The organism is Ruania alba, from assembly GCF_900105765.1.
In the GTDB taxonomy this organism is placed as follows: Bacteria; Actinomycetota; Actinomycetes; order Actinomycetales; family Beutenbergiaceae; genus Ruania; species Ruania alba.
Genome location: NZ_FNTX01000001.1, coordinates 665,562 through 683,023 on the forward strand (window position 1 = coordinate 665,562; position 17,462 = coordinate 683,023).

General features: G+C 67.0%; 16 protein-coding genes. 9 read left to right on the forward strand and 7 right to left on the reverse strand.

Features of this window, described 5'->3' with window-relative positions:
• Positions 1-58: 58 nt before the first annotated feature.
• Positions 59-1,543, forward strand: a complete 1,485-nt coding sequence (locus BLU77_RS03050) for a mannitol dehydrogenase family protein (protein ID WP_089771638.1) — start codon at positions 59-61, stop codon at positions 1,541-1,543.
• Here the strand turns inward: BLU77_RS03050 and BLU77_RS03055 are convergent.
• Entirely contained in the window at positions 1,533-2,453 is a 921-nt protein-coding gene (locus tag BLU77_RS03055) for a sugar-binding transcriptional regulator (protein WP_089771639.1), read from the reverse strand. The genes BLU77_RS03050 and BLU77_RS03055 overlap by 11 nt on opposite strands.
• 162 nt (positions 2,454-2,615) lie before the next feature.
• Between BLU77_RS03055 and BLU77_RS03060 the strand changes: the two genes are divergently transcribed.
• The 3 genes from BLU77_RS03060 to BLU77_RS03070 are packed head-to-tail and all read left to right on the forward strand — an operon-like array spanning position 2,616 to position 5,906.
• On the forward strand, positions 2,616-4,073 hold the full coding sequence (locus tag BLU77_RS03060) for an ABC transporter substrate-binding protein (RefSeq protein WP_089771640.1): 1,458 nt from the start codon (positions 2,616-2,618) through the stop codon (positions 4,071-4,073).
• 1 nt (position 4,074) lies between these two features.
• Positions 4,075-5,022, forward strand: a complete 948-nt coding sequence (locus BLU77_RS03065; RefSeq protein WP_089771641.1) for a carbohydrate ABC transporter permease — start codon at positions 4,075-4,077, stop codon at positions 5,020-5,022.
• A complete protein-coding gene (locus BLU77_RS03070) occupies positions 5,022-5,906 on the forward strand; it encodes a carbohydrate ABC transporter permease (RefSeq protein WP_217632344.1) in 885 nt (294 codons plus the stop codon). The genes BLU77_RS03065 and BLU77_RS03070 overlap by 1 nt, the downstream gene beginning before the upstream one ends.
• A 60-nt stretch (positions 5,907-5,966) precedes the next feature.
• Here BLU77_RS03070 and BLU77_RS03075 read toward each other — a convergent pair whose 3' ends face one another.
• From BLU77_RS03075 to BLU77_RS03095, 5 genes are all read right to left on the reverse strand, one after another.
• On the reverse strand, positions 5,967-6,911 hold the full coding sequence (locus BLU77_RS03075; RefSeq protein WP_089771643.1) for a type IV toxin-antitoxin system AbiEi family antitoxin domain-containing protein: 945 nt from the start codon (positions 6,909-6,911) through the stop codon (positions 5,967-5,969).
• Between the two features lie 120 nt (positions 6,912-7,031).
• Positions 7,032-7,436, reverse strand: a complete 405-nt coding sequence (locus BLU77_RS03080; protein ID WP_245708644.1) for a DUF3054 domain-containing protein — start codon at positions 7,434-7,436, stop codon at positions 7,032-7,034.
• Positions 7,424-7,564 (reverse strand): hypothetical protein, encoded by a 141-nt coding sequence (locus BLU77_RS21985; protein ID WP_175476924.1) that lies wholly within the window; start codon positions 7,562-7,564, stop codon positions 7,424-7,426. Before BLU77_RS21985 ends, BLU77_RS03080 begins: the two co-directional genes overlap by 13 nt.
• A 40-nt stretch (positions 7,565-7,604) precedes the next feature.
• Positions 7,605-9,173, reverse strand: a complete 1,569-nt coding sequence (locus BLU77_RS03090) for a beta-N-acetylhexosaminidase (RefSeq protein WP_245708645.1) — start codon at positions 9,171-9,173, stop codon at positions 7,605-7,607.
• A complete protein-coding gene (locus tag BLU77_RS03095) occupies positions 9,166-10,674 on the reverse strand; it encodes an alkaline phosphatase D family protein (protein ID WP_245708646.1) in 1,509 nt (502 codons plus the stop codon). Before BLU77_RS03095 ends, BLU77_RS03090 begins: the two co-directional genes overlap by 8 nt.
• Positions 10,675-10,928: 254 nt before the next feature.
• Between BLU77_RS03095 and BLU77_RS03100 the strand changes: the two genes are divergently transcribed.
• The 5 genes from BLU77_RS03100 (at position 10,929) to BLU77_RS03120 (ending at position 16,828) form a co-directional block, all read left to right on the forward strand.
• Positions 10,929-11,957 (forward strand): LacI family DNA-binding transcriptional regulator, encoded by a 1,029-nt coding sequence (locus tag BLU77_RS03100; protein WP_089771646.1) that lies wholly within the window; start codon positions 10,929-10,931, stop codon positions 11,955-11,957.
• Positions 11,958-12,020: 63 nt separating this feature from the next.
• Positions 12,021-13,319, forward strand: a complete 1,299-nt coding sequence (locus tag BLU77_RS03105; protein WP_089771647.1) for an ABC transporter substrate-binding protein — start codon at positions 12,021-12,023, stop codon at positions 13,317-13,319.
• On the forward strand, positions 13,303-14,250 hold the full coding sequence (locus tag BLU77_RS03110) for a carbohydrate ABC transporter permease (RefSeq protein WP_175476925.1): 948 nt from the start codon (positions 13,303-13,305) through the stop codon (positions 14,248-14,250). Before BLU77_RS03105 ends, BLU77_RS03110 begins: the two co-directional genes overlap by 17 nt.
• A gap of 1 nt (position 14,251) precedes the next feature.
• Positions 14,252-15,109, forward strand: coding sequence for a carbohydrate ABC transporter permease (locus BLU77_RS03115; RefSeq protein ID WP_089771649.1), 858 nt, complete (start codon positions 14,252-14,254; stop codon positions 15,107-15,109).
• Between the two features lie 51 nt (positions 15,110-15,160).
• On the forward strand, positions 15,161-16,828 hold the full coding sequence (locus BLU77_RS03120; protein ID WP_089771650.1) for an FAD-dependent oxidoreductase: 1,668 nt from the start codon (positions 15,161-15,163) through the stop codon (positions 16,826-16,828).
• 30 nt (positions 16,829-16,858) lie between these two features.
• Here the strand turns inward: BLU77_RS03120 and BLU77_RS03125 are convergent, their stop codons facing one another.
• Complete coding sequence (locus BLU77_RS03125; protein ID WP_089771651.1) at positions 16,859-17,398, reverse strand: DUF4916 domain-containing protein; 540 nt, start codon at positions 17,396-17,398, stop codon at positions 16,859-16,861.
• Positions 17,399-17,462 lie beyond the last annotated feature (64 nt).

Genomic DNA, 17,462 nt, shown 5'->3' on the forward strand with positions numbered 1-17,462 from the left:
TCGAGCACCTCTTGCTCATCTGATAATCTCAGGTCACGATCCGACGTCAGGAGCCGTGATGACCTCTCTCAGTGACGAGACCTTGCATGACCTCGACCCGACCGTGGCGGTGCCACGATATGACCGTTCCCAGCTGAGTGTCGGGATCGTTCACCTCGGGGTCGGCGGGTTTCACCGCGCCCACCAGGCGATGTACCTGGATCGCCTGATGGGCGAGGGGAAGGCGCTGGACTGGGCCATCTGCGGCCTCGGCCTCCTGCCAGGAGACGTGCGGATGCGCGATGCGCTCCACGCTCAGGATGGCTTGTACACACTCGCGGTCAAGCATCCAGACGGCCGGACCGAGGCGCGGGTGATCGGTTCCATCGCCGACTACGTGTTCGCCCCCGACGATCCCGAGGCTGCCCTGGCTCGGATGGTCGACCCGGCGGTGCGGATCGTGTCCCTCACTGTCACCGAGGGTGGCTACAACGTGCACCCGGTCACCGGGGAGTTCGACCTGGAGAACCCCGCCGTGCGCGCCGACCTCGCGCCTGGTGCCACCCCGACGACGTCCTTCGGGTACGTCGTCGAGGCGCTGCACCGCCGTCGGGAGGCAGGTACGGCCCCGTTCACGGTGATGAGCTGCGACAACATCCAAGGCAACGGCGAAGTGGCGCACCGGATGTTCTCTGCATTCGCCCGCGCCAAGGATCCCGAGCTCGCCGACTGGATCGAACGCGAAGTGCCGTTCCCCAACTCGATGGTGGACCGCATCACCCCGGTGACCACCGACGCCGATCGCGCCATGGTGAACGAGTCGTTCGGGATCGACGACGCGTGGCCCGTGGTGACCGAACCGTTCACGCAATGGGTGCTCGAGGACTCCTTCGCCTCCGGTCGGCCGCCGTACGAGGATGCCGGTGTCCAGGTGGTCGACGATGTGATGCCCTACGAGCTGATGAAGCTCCGCCTGCTGAATGCCAGCCACCAGGCGCTCGCCTACGTCGGCTACCTCTCGGGGTATCGGCTGGTGCACGAGGTGTGCCAGGACGAGCTGTTCGCCCGCTTCTTGCGCGGCTACATGGATCGCGAGGGCACGCCGACGCTGCGGCCGGTTCCCGGGGTGGACCTGGAGGAGTACAAGTCCACCCTCATTGAGCGGTTCAGCAACGCCGCGGTGCGGGACACTGTGGCTCGGTTGTGCGCGGAGTCCTCCGACCGCATCCCGACCTGGCTGGTGCCGGTGATCCGGGAGAACCTGGCTACCGATGGTGAGATCGCGCTCTCGGCTGCCGTGGTGGCCAGTTGGGCGCGCTATGCCGAAGGGGTGGACGAGCAGGGCGAGCCGATCGAGATCGTGGATCGGATCGCCGAGAGGGTGCATGCTGCGGCGGTCAAGCAGGCTGACGACGACCTGGCGTTCATCCGCGACCGGGACCTGTTCGCCGACCTGGTCGACGACGAGAGATTCGTGGCTGCCTACCGTTGGGCGCTCGAGTCCTTGCGCAGCCGTGGCGCACGAGCCACGGTGACCGACCTCGTGGACTCCTTCAGCTCGTAAGTGCGCGGGCGCAGTCGGCGTCCAGCACGAGGGTGGAAGCGAATCCGCCCCGTACAGCGGCACGGATCGCGGGTGCGGACGGTGCACCGAAACCGCACGCGACCACGTCGGGTGTGCGTCGCAGTTGATCCAGGGTCACTGCCACCACGCGCTCATCCAGCGGGGTGCGTACCTCCCGGCCATCGGCGTCGAAGAGTCGCCCGGAGCACTCGCCCACCGTCGCGCCGGCGCTCGCGGCCTCGAGGTCGGACTCGGTGAGGTTCGGGTACACCGTGGAGGTCGGCCGGGACCATCCACCGATCGCTACGACAGCGAGGTCGAGTGCGTCAGCCTTGGCGAGCGCCTCAGCGATCTGTTCCTGTTCGCGCAGTCCGGTGGCGGTCGCCGCGTCTCGCACCACCAGTGGTGCCCAGATCGGCCAGGTGTTCACCCCGGGGAGGCCCTTGAAGCGTTGGATCAGCTCCAGGGAGTCGCCGCTGCCCTGGACGGGCTGGGCGCCGACGAGCTGGACGATGTCGCAGGGGGCGAGTCGGTCGATGTAGCGCGCGGCCGCCTCGATCGTGCGCGACCAGGACATCCCCACAGTCATGCCTTCGTGCACCCGATCACGCACGGCCCGCGCGACGGTCCGGGCCAACAGCTCACGGCGTTGCGCGGCATCCGAGTGTGACGGGCTGATCAGCACCTCCACCCCGAGGTCGGCGGCGAGCCGGTTCCCCAGATCGGCGCCGGACTCCTCAGGTAGCGCGATGGAGATCCGGACGATGCCGAGCTCCCGTGCGGTGCTCAGCAGACGTGCCACCTGGAACCGCGACAGGGCCCGCTCCTTGGCGATCTCCACCTTCGACTTGCCTTCGAGGTGAAAGTCGATGCTCACGTCGCGCATCAGGACCAGTTCATCATGATCCATAACTCCTCCGGGTAACAGATGGGCATCGCGCTCTTGCTCATCTGAGTGTATCCGACTATGGTCACCTAATATCAGATGAGCGCACCGCTCCCGATCAGATGAGCGACTTTCGGCTCGGAGGGGCAGCGCGCGGCCATGACCGCACTGACACAAAGGACGACGATGTTCCCAGATGAGCTGGCCCGCCCGGTGCCCGAGCGGCGCCGATCACCCGCGGGCCCCCCAGACAGCGCGGGTCCGACGCGGTCCCGTCCGCGCAGGCCTCGTCTGCGCCACTCTCGCCGCATCGCCGCTGTTGCCGGCGCGGCGTCGCTCGCCCTCGCCGGTTGCGCCGGAGCGGGCGCCGTCGGCGGGGGAGACGGGCAAGAGCAGATCGTGGTCGCGATCGTCTCCAACCCGCAGATGCAGGATGCGATCTCGCTGCAGGACGAGTTCCGTGCCGAGCACCCGGACATCGACGTGCGCTTCGTCAGCCTGCCCGAGAACGAGGCGCGAGCGAAGATCACCGCCTCAGTGGCCACCGGCGGCGGCGAGTTCGACGTGGTGATGATCTCCAACTACGAAACTCCGATGTGGGCGGCGAACGGCTGGATCGAGAATCTGCAGCCCTACGCCGAGAGCACCGAGGGCTACCAGCCGGAGGACTTCGTGCCCAGCGTCGCCGAGGCGCTCTCCTACGAAGAGGACCTGTACTCCGTGCCCTTCTACGGAGAGTCCTCCTTTCTCGCCTACCGCGAGGATGTCTTCACCGAGCAGGGCCTCACCATGCCGGAACGCCCCACCTGGACCGAGGTCCGCGACCTCGCTGCTCAACTGCACGACCCCGAAGCCGGCTTCTCCGGCATCTGCCTGCGCGGTCTCGCCGGTTGGGGTGAAGTGATGGCTCCCTTGACCACGGTGATGAACACCTACGGCGGCAGCTGGTTCGACTCCGATTGGAACGCCCAGCTGGACACGCCCGAGGTACATGCCGCCGTCAGCGACTACGTGAGCCTGGTACGCGAGTACGGCCAGCCGGGCGCCGCCACCTCCGGCTTCGGTGACTGCCTCACCCGCTTCGCTCAGGGCAACGCCGCCATGTGGTACGACGCCACCTCGATGGTCTCCTCCATCGAGGACCCGTCCTCCTCCACGGTGGCAGGGAACGTCGGCTACGTGCCGGCCCCGGTCAGCGAGACCGAGTCAGCCGGCTGGCTGTACTCGTGGTCCCTGGCCATCCCCACCACCAGCGAGCACACGGACGCGGCCTGGGACTTCGTCTCCTGGATGACCAGTCCCGACTACATCCAGTTGGTCGGCGACGAGCTCGGCTGGGAGCGGGTGCCGCCGGGAAGCCGCCTGTCCACCTACGAGATTCCCGAGTATGCCGAGATCGCCGAGGCCTATTCCGAGCCGACCCTGACCTCCATGGGGCTGGCTAGTCCGGAGAACAGCTTCACGGAGCCGGTGCCCTATCCCGGAATCCAGTTCGTCGGGATCCCGGAGTTCCAAGACCTGGGCACCCGGGTGGGCCAGCAGATCTCCGCGGCGATCGCCGGTCAGATCACCGTGGACGAAGCCCTCGCGCAGTCCCAGCGGTACGCCGAGACAGTGGCCGACTCGTACCAGGAAGAAGGCTGAGATGAGCACCCTCGTCGAGAAGCACCACCGACGCGAGGCCGAGCGCCGCTCCGATGAGAAGACACCTGCGCAGATCGAACGCGCCGAGGCGTGGCGCCGTCGGGCACCGTTGCTGCCAGCGCTGATCTTCACCATCATCGTCACCCAGGTGCCCTTCCTGGTGACCATCTGGTACTCACTGCGTTCGGAGAACCTGCTCCGCCCCGATGGCGACCGGTTCGTGGGCCTGTCCAACTACGCGGACCTGTTCGCGGACTCCACCTTCCGCCAGGCCGCCCTGAACAGCGTGATCTTCACCCTGGGATGCGTGGTCGTGGCCATGCTGCTCGGGATCGGGCTCGCGCTGCTGCTGGACCGCAAGTTCGTGGGCCAGGGCCTGGCCCGCACGCTCCTGATCACCCCGTTCCTGATCATGCCGGTGGCCGGGGCGATGATCTGGAGCGTCTCGATGCTCAACCCCACCTACGGGATGGTGAACTGGCTGATCGGCCTGATCGGGATCGGCCCGGTCGACTGGACCTCCACCTACCCGGTGCTGAGCATCCTGATCGCGCTGGTCTGGCAGTGGACGCCGTTCATGATGCTGCTGGTGCTGGCCGGGTTGCAGGCCCAGCCCAAGGATGTGCTCGAGGCGGCGCAGATGGATGGCGCCGGCTGGGGCAAGACGTTCGTGTCCATCACCTTGCCGCAGCTGCGCCGCTACATCGAGCTCGGTGTGCTGCTGGGTGCGATCTACGTGGTGAACACCTTCGACCAGATCTACCTGATGACGGCGGGTGGTCCCGGGACGGCGAGCGCGAACCTGCCGTTCTACATCTACCAGCGGGCGTTCCTCGGCTTCGACATCGGTCAGGCCGCCGCCATGGGTGTGGTGGTGGTGATCGCCACGATCATCGTGGCCACCTTTGCCCTGCGCCTGATCTTCCGCAGCTTCGAGCAGAAGGACTGATGATGACGACGACGTCCCCTGAGATCCGTAGTTCGGCGACCGGTGCACCACGAGCACCTCGCCCCGACCGTGGGGAGGGTGTGCGTGGCGGACTGCTCACGGTGCTCACCTGGGTGATCGCGATCGCGTTCTTTTTCCCGGTTGCCTGGATGGCCGTGACGGCGTTCAAGCAGGAGGCCCAGGCGGCCTCCAGCCCGCCCACCTGGTTCTTCACGCCCACCCTGGACCAGTTCCGGGCCGTGATCGACGGTGGGGCCGGGGTGTACTTCGCGAACTCCCTGATCGCCACGGGCTTTTCCACCGTGCTGGTGATCGCCCTGGCGGTGCCGGCCTCCTACGCCCTGGCGATCCGCCCGGTGAAGAAGACCCAGGACGTGCTGTTCTTCTTCATGTCCACCAAGATGCTGCCGGTGGTGGCGGTGATCGTGCCGATCTACGTGATCGCCGGCCGGCTGCACGTGCTGGACACGATCTGGACCCTGGTGGTGCTGTACACGGCGATGAACCTGCCGATCGCGGTGTGGATGATGCGCTCGTTCTTCCAGGAGATCCCGGGGGAGGTGCTCGAGGCAGCATCGATGGACGGCGCGGGGCTGATGCGCACGCTGCGCGCGGTGCTCATCCCGATGGTGGCGCCGGGCCTGGCAGCGACGGCCCTGATCTGCGTGATCTTCGCCTGGAACGAGTTCTTCTTCGCGTTGAACCTGACGGCGGCCCGGGCGGCAACCGTGCCGATCTTCATCACCTCCACGATGACCAGCGAGGGCCTGTTCCTGGCCCGTCTCTCCGCGGCGAGCCTGCTGGCCTCGCTCCCGGTGCTGATCGCCGGGTGGGTGGCGCAGAAGCAGCTCGTGCGTGGGCTGTCCATGGGCGCGATCAAGTAACGACGCCGCACCCACCGTGCTGGGTTGCTTGAGTGTCGCGTTTCGGCCGATTCACGACACTCAAGCAACCCGCGACGGCGAGGTGATCGCTGTCCGGACGACCGCGACGGCGTTCCCGTCGTCGAGGTCCCGATCGGTGAATCGCAGGATCGTGATCTGCCGGTTCAGGACTATCTGGTTCTGACGGCCCCGATCCGCGTAGACCGCACTGGGTCTGCCGTGCACCCCGCGGCCGTCCATCTCAACGATCACCCACGAACCGTCCGCCCGCCGCCATCCCAGGTCACCCCGAGCGATCACCCGGCCGTTCCGGTTGCGGACTCGCACCTGCAGTTGTGCCGGGGGCAGCCCGGCATCCATGAAGATCAGCCGCGCCCGAGTCTCGAGCGGGGACTCAGCCCGGCGGTCGGCCAGCGTGATCAGCTGCCTGGTGCGGTGTGCTCCACGTCGGCCGGCCAGCGCCTGCTCGAGCTCGCGTTGACCTGCCTTCGTCAAACGCCCGGTGTGCAGTGCGGAGTCGAGCACGGCGACCGCGTTGCACCGGTCCAGATCTGGCAGTGCGAGCGCAATGGCCACCGGCGCCGTGGCGACGCGGAACCCGTTGATCAGGACTGTCGGGATCGGATTGCGATGTCGCCGCACGAGCACACCCGCCGGACCCGTGATGCTCCGCCCGTGCGGAACGCACACTTCGGACGGGATCTGTCGTGGCAGTCCCTGGAGCTGCAGCAGCGCGAGGGCGGCCATGCCGACCGCCGTGGAACCGGGGACGGCCAGCACACCCATCCATGCCGCCTGCTGCCTGGCCTCGTCCCACGAGTCCAGCCGGGTGTCCACCGGGGTCCGATAGACGCCACGGGTGCCTCGAACCCAGCGGCCCTGTCGCACCAGGGTGCGCAGTTGGGCGAGCGTGACCCCCTCAGCCCTGGCCTGGGCGTGGCTGATCATCCCGGCCTGACGTCTGGCGAGCGCTTCCGCATTCGCGATCGCCCGATGATCCGCCATGACTCGATCGCACCACATCGCGGCGATCATCCGCTCTGGCCTGTGGATATCGGTCGATCTCGCCGACGAGGGTTGGCTGAGTGTCGCGTTTCGGCCGATTCACGACACTCAAGCAACCCGCTAGCGCCGAAATCGGTGCCAGAGTACGACGGCGGCCCGCCAGCCGACCATGAGTCCGCCCAGGGCGAGCACGGTCACCAGGGGGAAGGCGCCCGAGAGACCACCACCGGTGAGGCCGCGCAGGGCCAGGCCACCGGCCGCCGTCACCAGCCACACGATCACCCCGGTGGGCCACAGGCACACCGGGGCCCGCCACGCGCGGGCGAGCGCCCAACCTGGGACGAGGGCAACCAGGAACGGCCACGCCGTGCCGAGCGCACCCAGCAGCACAGTTTCGTGGTGCGTGCCCCGGCCCGCCACCACGAACACCAGCACCGCCACTAGATCGGCCTCAGCCGACCACGCGGGGCGAGCCGCGCCGATCGGGACGGGCTGCGCCGTCGGGCTCTCGCTCAGACCGACCACCCCACGGTCGCCAACGCGGTGCGCGCCAGGGCGCCGTGCCCATCGGCCACATTCACGGCGGTCATTGCTGGACCGCTGCTCTGCAGGGTGAAGATCCACGTCGCGCTGTTCAAATCCGTACCTTCCATCACGGCAGGATAGCTGTGTGCCTTCCCGGCGATGGTGTGGTTACGGGCGACGACGGCTCCCCGTGCCGCCACGCTGCCACGGCCGCGGTCCGGTGAGCGGGCGGTAGTTGACGCTCAGCGCGTCGAGCCGGCGCAGATGAGCAGGCAGACGATCCATGAGGTCCGGTCGGGACTCGGGCGCCGACCAGCCGGCCTCGGCGATGGCGCACAGCCGTGGGAAGGCGGCGTACTCGGTCTCGCGGGCGGAGGGCAGGTACTCGCTCCACAGCTGGGCCTGGACCCCGAGCACCGTGCCTGGCAGGTCGGCGGCCTGCGGTGGCTCGGGTTCCCAGTCGAGGATGTCCGCGAGCGTGAGGGTGTGCGGTTGGGCAATCGGCTCTCCCTCCTCGTCGGAGGCGGCATAGTCGAGGTAGGTCACGGTGTTGGTGGCCATCACGACGTCATGCCCGGACGTCAGCCCTGCGATGGCCGGCTGCGTCCCGCGCCACGCCATCACGATGGTGTCGGTGGGCATGCCGCCGTCGTCGAGGATCTCGTCCCAGCCCACCACCCGGCGCCCCCGTTCTGCCAGGTAGGCGTGCAGCTCGCGCAGGAACCAGCTCTGAAGTGCGTCGACCGTCCGCAGCCCGAGCTCCCTGGCTCGAGTGGCTGCGACCGCGCTGGCCCGCCACTCGGTGCGCGGCACCTCGTCGCCTCCGATGTGCACCCATGGGCCGGGGAATGCCTCGATCACCACGTCCAGCGCCTCCTTGGCGAAGGCGAGTGCCTCCTCGGTGGGCGCCAGGACGTTCTCGGAGATGCCCCAGGTGCGTCGTACCTCCACCGGATGGCCGGTGTTGCCGAGCTCGGGGTAGGCGGACAGCACCGACTGGACGTGCCCGGGAAGGTCAACCTCGGGGACGATGGTGATGTGCCGCCGTCGGGCGTATTCGACGATCTCATCGAGATCGGCTCGCGAGTAGTAGCCACCGTGCGGGGTGCCGTCGAAGTCCGAGCTTCGACCGATCACCGTCTCCGTTCGCCATGATGCATGCTCGGCCAGCAGGGGGCGGGAGGGCACATCGAGTCGCCAGCCCTGGTCGTCGGTGAGATGCAGGTGGACGACGTTCAGGCGATGCAGGGCAGCGAGATCGATCATCCTGAGGACGAACGGGACCGGCATGAAGTGCCGGGCCGGATCGAGGTGCACGCCTCGCCAGCCGTACCGGGGCGCGTCGTCGATTTCGCAGCAGGGCAGCCACGGTGCTCCGCCGACCGGAGCGCGGCGAAGCGCATCGGCCGGCAGCAGCTGACGAATGGTCTGGACCGCTCGAGCAAGGCCGTCCGCCGAGGCTCCGGTGATCAGGGCACGCTCGGTGGTGATGTCGATGTGATAGCCCTCGGGGCTTGCCGAAATGCCGGAATCGATGCGCAGGGTGACCGCGGTCCGCTCACTGCGCTCCACATTCCGGACCTGCACGCCAGCCTGGGTCAAGGCCTCGGTGAGCAGTGTGGCGCTCGACTCGGAGGCGCAGTCGGTGCTCAGGCCGATCCGTCCCTCGAGCGTGAGCTGTCCGGGCCGCGGTCGATACTGGCGGGGTGCGGGAACGAGGTCGGGGCGCTCAGACACGGTGGGCGCCCACCACGCCATCCTCGATGGCGAACGTGGCCCGGGTGGAGATCGGGTAGTCGGGTTCGGAGATCTTCTCCACGACCCGGAAGTCGTTCTGCAGCTCGTCCCTCGTCACCGTGATCCGGCTGTAGCCCCGCTGGAAGTTGACGAACTTCAGGTGCGGGTTGGTCTTGAGGTAGTCCTCACCGACCGGAAGCATGTCCGCGCCGTCCCTGTTACTGCTCAGCGACGTTCCCACGATCTCGGTCCCGACCGACGGCGAATCAGGATCGTCATAGTTCGTCTTCAGCTCGGAGATGTAGTTGCTGTGCCGGTCCCCGGTCAGGACGACGATGTTCTCTGCGTCATGTTCGTGGGCTGCGCTGAGCACGTTGTCACGCTCGGCGACGTAGGCGTCCCAGCCATCCATGAAGAACTGCTCGACCTCCTCGTCAGGGTCGCGGTCCACCTGCACCATCGGTACCTGGTTCCCGATGATCTTCCACTGGGCATCGCCGGCGGTGAGGCTGTCGATCAACCAGTCGCGCTGACGTCCACCGAGCATCGTCGAATTCGGGTCGGTGCGCGACGATCTGGATGTGCGGTACTGGCGCGTGTCCAGCATCGTGAACTCCGCCAGTGTGCCGTACTGGAGTTTGCGGTGGATGCGGATGTCGGCGTCGTTGGGCATCTGCGCCTGGCGGAGCGGCAGGTTCTCGTACATCGCTTGGAAGGCGGCAGCCTTGCGCTGGCGGAAGATCACTGGATCCTGGTCGGGTTCGTTGTCCCGCTGCGAGTTGTCAGCCCACCAGTTGTTCTCGACCTCGTGGTCGTCGAAGGTGTGTACCCAAGGGAACTGGGCGTGTGCGGCCTGCAGGTGTTCGTCCATCTTGTACAGCGCGTACTGGAGCCGGTAGCGCGGCAGGTCGAAGCACTCGGTCAACAGATAGTCATAGAGCGGCTCGCCATTGTGATGAAAGACGGGGTTCTCTACGTAGGACTCCTCGTAGATGTAGTCACCGAGGTGCACGAACAGGTCGAGGTCCTCCTCGGCCAGGTGCTTCAGGGTGGTGTAGTGCCCGGCCTCGTAGCTCTGGCACGAACCGAACCCGAACTTGAGCAGCGACGGCGTCGACCCGGGTGGTGGAGCGGTTTTGGTCCGCCCTACCGGGGAGGCGTGGTTGGCGACGAAGAAGCGGTACCAATACTCGCGTCCGGGCTCGAGCCCGTGGATCTCCGGATGGACCGAATGCCCCAATCGTGGGGTCGCGTGCGCGACGCCTCGGCGGACTATGCGCCGGAACTGTTCGTCAGCGGCCACCTCGTAGCGGACCGGAACCACCCGCTCTGGCATGCCGCCCCGCCCGTCTGGGGCGAGTGGCTCTGGTGCAAGTCGGGTCCACAGCACCACGCCGTCCGGTTGCGGATCTCCTGAGGCCACACCCAGGGTGAACGGATAACCGCCAACTGTGTGCGGTGCGGCGGCTGCGCTGTCCCAGGCGCCAGTGCCCAGCAACATTGCGGCCGTGCTCGTTGCGGTGTACCCGAGAAAACGTCGTCGGCTGGTCTGTCTCCGCTGTGACATCTCACTCCCCAGATCGTGCGCCGACCGTCGATAACCGACGCCTGTGACGACGAGCATGTCGGCGCTCGGATCGGCAGGTCAAGACTCTAATTCAAATTAGTAAGCGAACGATGGGTTAACGACAAAAGTTGTTGACTCCGATCGTGAGAGGTTGCTAACGTCCCGTCTAATCCGAATTGGAGGAGCCGATGGCGCTTCGACCCCGGCAGAGTGATATCGCCAAGATGGCGGGCGTCTCTCAGACCACGGTGTCCCTGACTCTGAACGGCAAGACCGTGGAGTACGGCATCAACAGTGAGACCGAGGAGCGGATCATGTCCGCTGCCCGTGAGCTCGGGTACGTCCCGAATGTCACTGCGCGCGCCCTGCGCGGCGGACGTAACCGGCTGATCGGGGTGCACGCCTACGAGCCGCTTTTCCCGACGAGCCGGGAGTCGTACTACGAGGAGATCCTGGTCGGGATTGAACAGGGCTCGATCCGCGCCGGTCACGATCTCGTGCTGTTCACCTCGATGCACCAGCAGAAGGGCCCGGCAAGCATTTTCGACGAAGGGAGGAATCGGCTCCGGATCGCCGATGGCGCCCTGATCATCGGCTTCCACCAGCACGATGAGGAGCTCGTTCGACTGGCCGAGGAGGGCTTTCCGTTCGTCTTCATCGGGCGCCGGGAGAAGCCGGCCGCCCTCGGCCCGTACGTGACGGCCGCCTATGTCGAGGGTGTGCGTGACGTGACTCGGCACGTCTTCGAGCTCGGGCACCGGAAGGTCGCCTATCTCGGCCTGGACGACCGGGTCGAACCACGTGTCGAGCGTCGCCGGGGCTTCCAGGAGGCAGTCGCGGAGACCGGTCTCGACGTGGTCCACGACGCGCAGCTTGCGACGAAGACGATCGACGAGGTCTGGCTGCGTGGTCTGGTCGACAGCGGCGCCACCGCACTGCTGGTGGAGAGCACGGCGCAGCTCGAGGTGATCGGTGCGCTGTGCGACCGGGCGGGCCTGGACGTGCCCGGGCAGATCTCGATCGTCGGCCTCGACTCGATGATCGATCCTGCGGTCGCCTCCCACCCATGGACACACCTGCACGTCCCCCGGCGGGAGATGGGGATGCGGGCCGTTGACCTGCTCCTGGAGTCTCTCGCCGGTCTGCATGAGCGCACGGTCCACGAACGGCTGCCCTGCGAGTTTGTCGCAGGGTCGACGCTGCTGCCGTTGACGTAGCAAGTCCGCCGGTCCGATGACGGTCCGGCGGTGAACTCAATGTGATCAGAAGAGGATTCGACGATGAAACACGTTCGAAGAGTGCCCGTCGCGCTGGCGACCGGAGCACTGGTGGCGTCCCTGGCGGCCTGCGGCTCCGGCGGAGGCTCGGAGGCGAGTGGAGATCAGTTGGTCGTCTGGTTCCCCGGCAACAGCGAGGCCGAGATGGCACTGGTGAACGAGACCATCGTGCCAGCCTTCGAGGAGGAGTCAGACGTCGACGTCGAGGTGACCTTCGTTGACTGGGGTGACCTCGGGCCGAAGCTCAATGCGGCGTTCGCCGCCGGAACCGCACCGGATGTGATCGGCCACGGCGTGGCCGCCACCGCGGACCTTGCCGCGAACGAACGGGTGCTGGACCTCGGTCCGTACCTGGACGAGATGGACCCCGGCGAACGTGAGGACATGGCGGCCGCCCTCCCCGGCGGGGAGGTCGATGGCACGCCCTACATGACCCCACTCATCATGACCATCCGAATGATCGCGTACAGCGGGGCCGACTTCGAAGCGGCTGGCCTGGACCCGGACGCGCCACCGGAGACCTGGGCGGAGGTCCGTGCGGTCGCCGAACAACTCACCGAACGCAACGGCGACGAGATCAGCCGAGCCGGCTTGATTGTGCCGAGCGACCCCATCGGGGTACAGCAGAGCTTCGGCACGTTCCTGTGGTCCAACAGTGGGGAGTTCCTCAACGAGGACAACACCGCAGCCACGATGAACTCTCCGGAGGGGGTCGAGGCTCTGGAGTTCTACGCGAGCCTCTATCAGGGTGAGAACGCCGTGGACAACACCCTCGGCGCACAGCTTCCCGGACAGCCTGCTGAGGTCCCGGTGGTGACGGGAGCCGCCGCCATGCAGCTCATCTCCGCCGGTGACATCGTCAAGCTTCAGGAAGCAGGCCCCGATCGTGACCTGCGGCTGATGATGCCCCCGGCGTTCGAGGGCAACGAGCCCGGTGCGTTCGGCGGACCCGCGAACGGGCTGATGATCAATGCCGATAGCGACGTGCCGGACCTGGCCTGGGACTTCATCGCCGAAATGATCAGCCCGGAGACCAACCTCGAGTACGCGGAGGCGCTCGGCGCGCTGCCGGTGCATGCGTCGTCGATCGAGTCCGAGTACATCTCCGCCAACACGGAGTTGCAGCGTGCGGTCGAGGCCCTGCCGAGTACCCATCCGAACCCGAACGTGCCAGCGTGGACGCAGATGCGGGATGCGATGGGGCAGCACCTGGAGCGTGCGCTGCACGGCGAGGTTGAGCCCGCTGAGGCGCTCGAGCAGGCAAACAGCGAGGTGGAGCAGTTCCTTGCCTCGGGTTCTTGATCCCACCGTGCGCCGGCCGGAAGCTCCGGCCGGCGCACCGCCGGCTCGGGGGCGCAAGAGTCGGCTGCGCAGCCCGCAGGCACGGATGGGGCTGTTGTTCGTGCTGCCGGCGGCTCTGTACGTGGCGATTTTTCAGCTCGGGCCGGTGGTCTATGGACTGGTGCTGAGCTTCAACTCCTATAGTCCGATCAGCAGGGACGGGCCGAGTTTCGTCGGGTGGGACAACTACGCCGCCATCGTGCGTGATCCCGAGTTCGGCCAGGCGATGCTGGTGACCGGTCGGTACGTGCTGCAGGTGCTGCCGGTCACGGTCGTGATCGCGCTCGGTCTGGCGATGCTGTCCAATCGGGCCTTCCGGGGTGTGGGGTTGTTCCGGACAGGCCTGTACGTGCCGCACGTGGTCTCTCTCACCGCAGTGAGCATGGTCTGGTTGTGGATGTACTCCGACCAGGGGCTCGTCAACCAGGTGCTGGAGGTGTTCGGGCAGTCCGGGCAGCGGTGGCTGACCACCGAGGGTGGCGCCCTGAATGCGGTCTCGGCGATGCGCGTCTGGAAGGCCCTGGGCAGCAACATGGTGCTCCTGCTGGCCGGGCTGCAGACAGTGCCGAAGGACCTGTATGAGGCTGCCCGCGTCGACGGTGCGAACGCGTGGCAGCAGTTCCGCGCGGTGACCTTGCCGGGTATCCGCCCGATGCTCACCTACGTGATCGTGATGGACATCATCTACCTGGCCCAAGGGTTCGCCGAGATCTTCGTGCTGACCCAGGGAGGTCCGTATGGATCCACCACCACGGTCAACTACCTGATCTACACCGAAGCGTTTCAGTACAACCAGATGGGCAGCGCCTCGGCGATGGCGTTCGTGCTGTTCGCGTTCATCGCAGGGCTGACGATCGTGGCTCTGCGAGCCGGTCGAGGAAGGCGGGACTGACATGGCGATCACACGTCGACACCGCAGCGGTATCCGGATTGCTGTCCTGGCCCTGGTGACCGCGCTGGTGCTGTTGCCGTTCTGGTGGATGCTCAGCCTGGCGTTCACCCCGGAGGGGCAGCCGGTGGGCTTCATCCCGGAGCAGTCCACTATCGAGAACTTCACGATTGCGGTCCAGGCCGCCAACCTGGACACCGCCTTTGCCAACTCCACGATCGTCACCGTGATCGCTGTCGCGACGAACTGCACCGTGCCGGTGATCGCTGGGTATGCCTTCGCTCACCTGCCGTTCCGCGGCAGCAAGCCCCTGTTCTACGTGTTGCTCTCGACTGTGGCGATCCCGGTCTCGGTCACGCTCATTCCGCTGTTCCTGATGGCCCGGCACTTTCCGTTGGCCGGAGGTAACGACATCTTCGGTGACGGCGGGAGCGGTCTTCTGGACTCGGTCGGAGGCCTGATGCTGCCCTACCTGGTGGGCACGATGAATATCTTCTTGTCCCGGCAGTACTTCGCCGGTATGGACCGAGATTTCGCCGAGGCCGCACGGATCGATGGGGCCAGTGAGCTGCGGACCTTCGTCCGGATCTACCTCCCGATGGCCAAACCGCTGCTCGCCCTGGTCGCGGTGTTCTCCTTCACCGGAGTGTGGGACGACTTCCTCTGGCCACTGGTGGTCTCTGCTTCCGAGCGCAGCACCACAGTCCAGCTGGCCATCACCACCTTCGCGGCGACTGGGAATGTGCGCTACGGCGCACTGATGGCCGCAACCATCCTGGTCACCCTCCCAGTCCTCGCCGTCTTCCTCGTCAACCAGCGAGGCTTCATCGCCGGCCTCTCCGAAGGCGGCATCAAGGGATAAGAGGTCGTGACCTGACCTGCTGCACCAACTACTCACGAGGAGCACGCGCACGTGCCATATAGCGCAGACATAGTGATCATCGGTGCCGGGCTGGGCGGTGTGGCCGCCGCCCGCGCAGCTGTGACGCTCGGGCGAACAGTCATCCTGACTGATGCCGGTGACTGGCTCGGCGGCCAGATGACCACCCAGGCCGTCCCGCCGGACGAACACCCATGGATCGAAAGCGACTTCGTCTCGGCGAGCTACGCCCAGCTGCGCACGCGCATCCGCGAGCACTACCGCAGGCACTACCCGTTGACGGACCGGGCACGAGCGGATGAGCGGCTCAATCCCGGCGCTGGTTTCGTCTCCGCGCTGTGTCACGAACCAAGGGTCTCCGCGACCGTCCTGGCCGAGATGCTCGCCCCGGAGGTCGCCGATGGTCGGCTCACCCTCCTGCTCGAACACGAACCGGTGGCCGCCGAACGGGTGGGGGACCGGGTGCGTTCGGTGACGCTCTGCGATCGCGGCACGGGGGAGCGGCACCGGGTGGAGGGCCAGATGGTCCTCGACGCGACCGAGCTCGGTGACCTGCTTGAGCTCGCCGATATCCCGCACGTGATCGGGGCGGAGTCGCGCGCGCAGACCGGTGAACTGCATGCCCCGGAGCGTGCCGACCGGTATGACCAGCAAGCCATCACCTGGTGTGCGGCCGTGGAGTATCGGGCCGGCGAGGACCATGTGATCGAGAAGCCGACGGACTACGCCTACTGGCGCGACACCGTCGACCCGCGGTGGCCAGGCTCTCAACTCTCGTGGACCGACGTCCACCCGATCACCCTGGAGGACCGATACCGGCCTCTCTTCGAGGGTAGTCCGGAGCAGGCAGTGCACAGTGAGCATCGCGACCTGTGGCACTACCGACGCATCCTCGCGGCGCGCCAGCTGCAGTCGTCCTACACCGGTGGCGACATCTCGCTGGTGAACTGGCCGCACACCGACTACTGGGAACTCCCGCTGCTCGGGGTATCCGAAGAGACTCGGCAGGAGGCGCTCCGCAGTGCCCGCGAACTGACGCTCTCGTTCGTGTATTGGATGCAGACCGAGGCGCCACGGCCGGACGGTGGCCGGGGCTATCCGGGACTGAAGCTACGCGGTGACGTCCTCGGCACTAGCGACGGGCTGGCCCGTGAGCCCTACATCCGTGAGTCCCGCCGGATCAAGGCCCTGTTCACGGTGACGGAGGCGCATATCGGGTGTCAGATGCGGGGTGAGGGTGCCGGCTCGGAGGTGTTCGAGGATACGGTCGGTATCGGTTTCTACCGGATCGACCTGCACCCGTCGACGTCCGGGCGCACCTACGTGGACATCGCCTCGTTCCCGTTCCAGATCCCGCTCGGCGCACTGATTCCGGCGCAGGCTGAGAACCTGCTCGCGGCCAACAAGAACATCGGCACCACCCACATCACCAATGGTGCCTACCGGCTGCACCCGGTGGAGTGGTCGATCGGCGAGGCGGCCGGCGCGGTCGCCGCCTACAGCCTGAACGCCGGGCTCACCCCGGCCGAGGTGCGCCAGGACCCCGCCGAGCTCCGCGCGTTCCAAGAGGTGCTCTCCGATCGGCTCGGCGTGCCGCTGGCCTGGCCGGAGCACATCCGCCGCACCGGCCGCCCGGATGCCGCCGGTCCCGTGCTGCAGAAGCAGATGTCCAGTGCTGGGGCCAGAAACCTGCCGCGGTGACCGTGGCGGGCTGCGCCGTCGGGCTCTCGCTCAGACCAGCCGCCCCACCGTGGCCAGGGCGGTGCGGACCAGGGCCCCGTGACCGTCCACCATGTCCGCCTGCACCATCGGGGAGACGGATTCCTCGGGGGTGAACCAGCCGATGTCGAGGGCGTCCTGCTGCGGCTGGCAGTCGCCGTCGATCGGCACGATGTAGGCGAGCGAGACGGCGTGCTGGCGTGCGTCGTGGTAGGCGGTGATGCCCGGCGTGGGGAAGTACTCGGCCACCGTGAACGGGGTGAGCGTCACCGGGATGCGGGGCAGCGCCATCGGCCCCAGGTCCTTGTCGATGTGGCGGGCCAGCGCGTCCCGGATCAACTCGTGGAACATCACCCGCCCGGAGACCAGCGCGCGGGAGATGCCGCCGTCGCGCGGGGTGCGCAGCAACATCCCGACTCGCTGGATCACGCCGTCCGGGTCCACCCGCACCGGCACCACATCCACGTACAGGATCGGCAGCCGGCGCCGCACGGCAGCCAGCTCGTCCGGCTCGAACCAGCCGTCACCGGCCTCGACAGTCGTATCACTCACCCCTGTGTTGTACCCCGCCGAGGGGTCGGTTGGCGAACGCTCGGACGCACGCGCACCCGGGGGA

Bases quoted from the DNA above. Each gene is read 5' to 3' on its own strand.
- BLU77_RS03065 (WP_089771641.1), top strand. From the start codon at position 4,075: ATGAGCACCCTCGTCGAGAAGCACCACCGACGCGAGGCCGAGCGCCGC.
- BLU77_RS03060 (WP_089771640.1), top strand. From the start codon at position 2,616: ATGTTCCCAGATGAGCTGGCCCGCCCGGTGCCCGAGCGGCGCCGATCA.
- BLU77_RS03050 (WP_089771638.1), top strand. From the start codon at position 59: ATGACCTCTCTCAGTGACGAGACCTTGCATGACCTCGACCCGACCGTG.
- BLU77_RS03075 (WP_089771643.1), bottom strand. From the start codon at position 6,911: ATGGCGGATCATCGGGCGATCGCGAATGCGGAAGCGCTCGCCAGACGT.
- BLU77_RS03055 (WP_089771639.1), bottom strand. From the start codon at position 2,453: ATGGATCATGATGAACTGGTCCTGATGCGCGACGTGAGCATCGACTTT.
- BLU77_RS03100 (WP_089771646.1), top strand. From the start codon at position 10,929: ATGGCGCTTCGACCCCGGCAGAGTGATATCGCCAAGATGGCGGGCGTC.
- BLU77_RS03105 (WP_089771647.1), top strand. From the start codon at position 12,021: ATGAAACACGTTCGAAGAGTGCCCGTCGCGCTGGCGACCGGAGCACTG.
- BLU77_RS03095 (WP_245708646.1), bottom strand. From the start codon at position 10,674: ATGTTGCTGGGCACTGGCGCCTGGGACAGCGCAGCCGCCGCACCGCAC.
- BLU77_RS21985 (WP_175476924.1), bottom strand. From the start codon at position 7,564: ATGGAAGGTACGGATTTGAACAGCGCGACGTGGATCTTCACCCTGCAG.
- BLU77_RS03115 (WP_089771649.1), top strand. From the start codon at position 14,252: ATGGCGATCACACGTCGACACCGCAGCGGTATCCGGATTGCTGTCCTG.
- BLU77_RS03070 (WP_217632344.1), top strand. From the start codon at position 5,022: ATGATGACGACGACGTCCCCTGAGATCCGTAGTTCGGCGACCGGTGCA.